This is a genomic window from Nocardia wallacei (assembly GCF_029869545.1).
In the GTDB taxonomy this organism is placed as follows: Bacteria; Actinomycetota; Actinomycetes; order Mycobacteriales; family Mycobacteriaceae; genus Nocardia; species Nocardia wallacei_A.
Window position 1 is genome coordinate 21720 of record NZ_JARWQD010000252.1, and the last position, 6000, is coordinate 27719.

A 6000-nucleotide genomic window follows, 5' to 3' on the forward strand; every position below is an offset into this window, starting at 1 on the left:
GTCGGTATAATCCGCGGGCGCTCATCCGGCGCGAGCGGCCGCCGATTGCCGAATGCCGTCGATACCTTTTGTGCATTGCACGCTTCGCAACGTGTCGGGTGATCTTCGGGACCGTCCTGACCTGGTCGTGAGAATCGCGGTGTGCGGTCGTCGCGCGCGATCGCTATGATTTCGCAGGTTGCCGTGTCGCGTTGTTGTGTTGTGTGTTGTGCGGCAACGTCGATCGGTCGGATAGGTGCTCAGCGAATGATATGTGACGGACGAAGGTTCGGCGCGGCGAACGGACGGGATGCTCCCCCCGTCGCCGCAGATGCCGCGGTGCGGCCGGTCCGGATCGGATTCGCGGGGTGCCATGACAATTCGCGGCGTGCCCGAAATGTATTTCCAGTATCGGGAATACGCGAGAATGTTGTCGAATTCGGGCGGAACAATCCGACTCGTGTCGATATCCGGGTCCGCCTGTGAAACGTATTTCCGTTCCGGGCAATGATTTTCGTGCGGGTAGAGCTGGTATCAGGCAAGAGGTGAAGCGCCAAATTGGGTAGGGATCGTCGTTCCTCGCGTGGTAGTCGTCGTCGAGGCGGCGGCCTGCTCTTCGGGAATTTGCTCACCGCGGCGGTGGAATCCGCGGCCGACGCCGTCGCCGTCCGCGTCCCCCCGTCCGGTGCGGGAGCCGAGGCCCGGCAGCTGACCTACCGGGAACTCGACGAAACCTCCTCGCGGCTGGCCCGCGAACTCATCGACCGCGGGATCGGCGCGGGAGATACGGTCGCGATCGGTATCGCCCGCAGCATCGAATCGGTGCTGGCGATCTGGGCGGTGGCGAAGACCGGCGCGGCCTATGTGCCGGTGGATCCGGCCTATCCGCCCGAGCGGATCGCGCATCTGCTCTCCGATTCCGGCGCGGCGCTCGGCCTGACCACCACCACGCACCGCCCGGCCTTCGGCACCGGCACCGACTGGCTCGAGCTGGACGACCCCGCGCAGGCCGCCCGGATCGCCGAACGGCCGTCGCACCCGATCTCCTATGCCGATCGGGTGCGCCCGCTCACCGAGCAGCATCCGGCCTACGTCATCTACACCTCGGGGTCCACGGGGCGACCGAAGGGCGTCGCAGTCACCCACGCCGGGCTCGGTGCGCTGGTGGCCTACGTGCGCGAACGCTTCGGGGTGAGCGGGGATTCGCGGATGACGCACGTGTGCTCGCCGAACTTCGACCCCTCCGTGCTGGAGTTGCTGGCCACCTTTTCCTCGGGCGCGACGCTGGTGGTGGTGCCGCCGGAGGTGATCGGCGGCGCCGACCTGACGGAGTTGCTGCGGCGCGAACGGGTGACGCACCTGCTGATCACGCCCGGCGTCCTGGAGTCGGTGGATCCGGCGGACCTGAGCGATCTCGCTGTCGTGATGGTCGGCGGGGACCGGCTCGGCCCGGAGCTGGTCGGGCGGTGGGCGCGCGACGGCCGGTCGTTCGCCAACGTCTACGGCCCGACCGAGGCCACGATCTGGGCCACCGCCACCGCGCCGATGGCGGCGGACGAGCCGATCACCATCGGCACCGCGCTCCCCGGGTTCGGCGCCTTCGTGCTCGACGCGCGGCTGCGCCCCGTGCCCTCCGGCGTCACAGGCGAGTTGTATCTGTCGGGTCCGGCGCTGGCGCAGGGGTATGTGGGACGGCCCGGCCTGACCGCGGAGCGGTTCGTCGCGAGCCCGTTCGGCACCGACACCGGAAATCCGGGCGCCCGGCTGTACCGTACCGGAGACCTGGTGCGGCGCAACGAATCCGACGGCACGATCGAATATATCGGCCGCTCGGATTTTCAGGTCAAGATCCGCGGCTTCCGGATCGAACTGGGCGAGATCGACAACGCGCTCACCGCCCATCCGGATATCGATTACGCGGCCACCATCGGCCACACCCAGCCCTCGGGCGCTGCGGCGCTGGTGTCCTACGTGCTGCCGCGCGCCGGAACCGCCGTCGACACGGCCGCGCTGGCGGAGTTCCTCGCGGAGTCGTTGCCCGCCCACATGATTCCGGCACTGATCATGGTGCTGGACGAGATCCCGCTGACCCCGGTCGGCAAGCTCGACCGCGCCGCCCTGCCCGCACCGGTCTTCGAGACGCGAGAATTCCGTGCCCCGGCCACCGCGGACGAGACCGTCCTGGCCGAGCTGTTCGCCGCTGTGCTCGGCGTGGAGCGGGTGAGCGTGGACGATTCGTTCTTCGCGCTGGGCGGCGATTCGATCCTGTCGATCCAGCTGGTGTCGCGGGCCAAGGCCCGCGGTCTCGTGTTCAGCGCGCAGGACGTTTTCCAGTATCGCACGGTGGCGGCACTGGCCGAGATCGCTTCCCGCGCAGGGACATCCGCGCGGGAGGAGCTGGCGGAGCTGCCCGGCGGCGGGGTGGGCGAGATCCCGCTGATGCCGCTGATCGCGGCGACCGTGCGCGGTGGCACGTCGTATGCGCGGTACTCGCAGTCGATGTCGCTGCGCCTGCCCGAGGGCATCGACCGCGACATCCTGGTCGCGACGCTCGGCGCGGTGTTCGACCACCACGACATCCTGCGCGCCCGGCTGCGCGGTTCGGCGGAGCAGGGCTGGACCTTCGAGGCGCTGGAGCGCGGCGCGGTCGACGCCGATGTGCTGCTGCACCGCGTGGAGGTGCCCGCCGGGATCGACGATGCCGGGCTGTCGCGGCTGGCGAGCGCGGAATACGATGCGGCACTGGGCCGTCTGGACCCGGCCGCGGCCGCGATGGTGCAGTTCGTCTGGTTCGCCTTCCCGCAGGAGGACACTCGCCGCGACGTGCTGCTCGTCGTCGCGCACCACTTCGTCGTCGACGGCGTGTCCTGGCGGATCCTGATCCCGGATCTCGCGATGGCGTGGCTGCAGGTGGTGGCCGGTCAGCCGGTGTCGTTGCCCGCCAACGGAACCTCGGTGCGGCGCTGGGCGCACGCGCTGTCCGAGGCCGCCGCGGATCCCGCTCGGATCGCGGAACTACCGTTCTGGCAAGAGGTTTCGCGAACCCCGGATCCGCTGTTCGGCGCCCGCGCCCTCGATCCCGCCGTCGATACCTTCGCCACGCTGGACCGGGTGCAGGTGAGGGTTCCGGCCGCCGTGACCGATGCGGTGCTGACCGCGATCCCGGCGGCATACCGCGGCGGCGTCAACGACGGCCTGCTGTCCGCGCTGGCGCTGGCGGTGAGCCGCTGGCGTGGCGAGACCAGCGCCCGCCCGGCGCTGATCAAGCTCGAGGGGCACGGCCGCGAGGAGGACTTCGTCCCGGGCGCGGATCTGTCCCGCACGGTCGGCTGGTTCACCAGCGCGTATCCGGTCCGGATCGATCCGGCGGGCGCCGATCTCGCCGAGGCGTTCGACGGTGGCCCCGTGCTCGGTTCGGTGCTGAAGGCGGTGAAGGAGCAGTTGCTGGCGGTGCCCGGCCGGGGCCTCGGCTACGGCCTGCTGCGCCATCTGAATCCCGAGACCGCCGGGCAGCTGCCCGAGTCGGGTCAGATCACCTTCAACTACCTGGGCCGCATCTCGGCAGGGGGCGCCGCGGATGCGGGCGAGATCGCCGAATCGGGCTGGGTGCCGGTCAACGATCTGGGGTCGCTCGACGCGGAGCTGGATCCCGATATGCCCGCGAACGGGACGATCGACATCAACGCGATCGTCACCGACGGCGCCGAGGGACCGCAACTGGGCGCGTCGTTCGCCTTCCCGACCGGGCTGCTGTCGCGCGAGCGGGTGCAGGAGCTCGCCGACCTGTGGGTCGAGGCGCTCACCGCGCTGGCCCGGCACGCGCGGCGGCCGGATGCCCGTGGCCGCACGCCGTCGGATCTGCCGCTGGTCCGGGTCTCCCAGCCGGATATCGAAGGGTGGGAACGCGATTACCCGGCGCTGGCCGACGTGTGGCCGCTGTCGCCGCTGCAGTCGGGGCTGCTGTTTCACGCCTTGATGGCGCAGGCGACGGTGGATATCTACACCACCCAGGCCCGGGTGGACCTGGGCGGCACGCTGGACGTCGGGCGGCTGCGCGCTGCCGCGCAGGCGATCGTGGACCGGTACCCGAATCTGCGGGCCGCCTTCGTGCCCGACTCCGGCGGTCACGCCGTGCAGCTGATCATGGATTCGGTCGAAGTGCCTTGGCGCGAGGTGGATCTGACGCGCCTGCCCGAGTCCGGGCGGGCGGCGGAGCTGGAGCGGCTGGTGGTCGCCGAGCGCGAGACCCGCTTCGACATGACCGCCGCGCCGCTGATGCGCTTCGTCCTGTATCGCACCTCGGCCGCCGCCGACGGGCAGTGGCACCTGGTGATCACGTCTCATCACATCCTGCTCGACGGCTGGTCGATACCGTTGCTCATGCGGGATCTGTTGCTGCTGTACGCAACTCGCGGTGATCGGTCCGCGCTGCCGCGAGTGGCGTCCTACCGCGCGTTCCTGGACTGGCTCGCGAGCCGGGACCGGGAAGCGTCGCTGCGGGTGTGGGAACGCGCGCTGTCCGGCGTGGACGAGCCGACCCGGATCGCGCCGCGGGCGCACGGCCCCGAGGGGCACGAAATCGCCAAGCTGGCCACCGAGATCGACGCCGAACGTACCCGCCGTCTCACCGAGCGCGCCGCCGACCTCGGCGTCACGGTGAACACCGTCGTCCAGGCGGCGTGGGGCATCCTGCTGAGCAGGCTCACCGGCCGCGACGATGTCGTGTTCGGCGCCACGGTATCCGGCCGCCCGGCCGAACTGACCGGCGTGGAATCCATGGTGGGCCTGTTCATCAACACGCTGCCGGTGCGGGTCCGCGTCGACGATCGCGCGGCGCGCGGCGAGGTGCTGCGGCGGCTGCAGGCCGAGCAGGCCGAGCTGTTCGACCACCACTACGTGGGTCTGCCGGATATCCAGCAGATCGCCGGTGCCGGAGCGCAATTCGACTCCCTGATCATCTTCGAGTCCTATCCGATCGACCGGGACGCCCTCGCCGCCGCCAGCTCCATCGACGGGCTGTCGGTGACCGGGGTCGGCATGCACGACGAGACGCACTACCCGCTGACGCTGATGGTGCTGGCCGATTCGACCATCGAGCTCACCTGGAAGTACCTGGACAGCCGGTTCACCGCCGACGAGGTGGAAACCCTTGCGGCACGGATGCTCCGGGTGCTGGATGCGCTGATCGACGACCACGAGGCGACCGTGGGCGAGATCGACATCATGGTTTCCGCCGCCGAGCGGGACCGTATCGTCCTGGACCGGAACGACACCCGGCATCCGGTGCCGCCCGAACTGCTGCTGGACGGCTATCGGCGTGTGGTGGCCGAGCATCCGGACCGGGTGGCGGTGGTCTTCGAGGGCGCCGAGCTGACCTATCGCGAATTCGACGAGCGGGTCAATCGCCTTGCTCGCCTGTTGATCTCGCGGGGTGTGGGCGCGGAGTCGCTGGTCGGTCTGGCCGTGCGACGCTCGCTGGACCTGGTCGTCGGCATGTACGCGATCGTCACCGCGGGCGGTGCCTATGTGCCGGTGGACCCCGATCACCCGGACGAGCGCATCGGCTATGTGCTGAGCACCGCGCAGCCGGTGTGCGTGCTGACCACGACGGCCGACGCCGTGGCGGTGCCGGACGGAATTCCGGTGCTGCACATGGACACCGCCGATACCGGCGGGTTCGGCGGCGACTCGCTGCGGGCCGCGGAACTGCTGCGGCCCGTGCATCCGGGCAATCCGGCCTATGTGATCTTCACGTCGGGTTCGACGGGTCGCCCGAAGGGTGTCGCGGTCTCGCACGGGGCGATTCACAACCAGATCGAATGGATGCTGGCCGAGTATCCGATGGGTGCCGACGACGTCTACTTCCAGAAGACCGCGACGACGTTCGACGTGTCGCTGTGGGGCTACTTCATGCCGCTGCGCGCCGGGGCGAAGCTGGTGGTCGCCACGCACGACGGTCATCGTGACCCGGCGTATCTCGCGGAAACCATTGCCGCGCAGCGGGTTACCGTCACCGACTTC

At 69.7% G+C, this 6000-nt stretch carries 1 protein-coding gene; it reads left to right on the forward strand.

Annotated elements, in window-relative coordinates:
- Nucleotides 1-603: 603 nt before the first annotated feature.
- On the forward strand, nt 604-6000 hold a 5397-nt coding region (locus tag QH290_RS21460), incomplete at its 3' end, for a non-ribosomal peptide synthetase (RefSeq protein ID WP_280384724.1).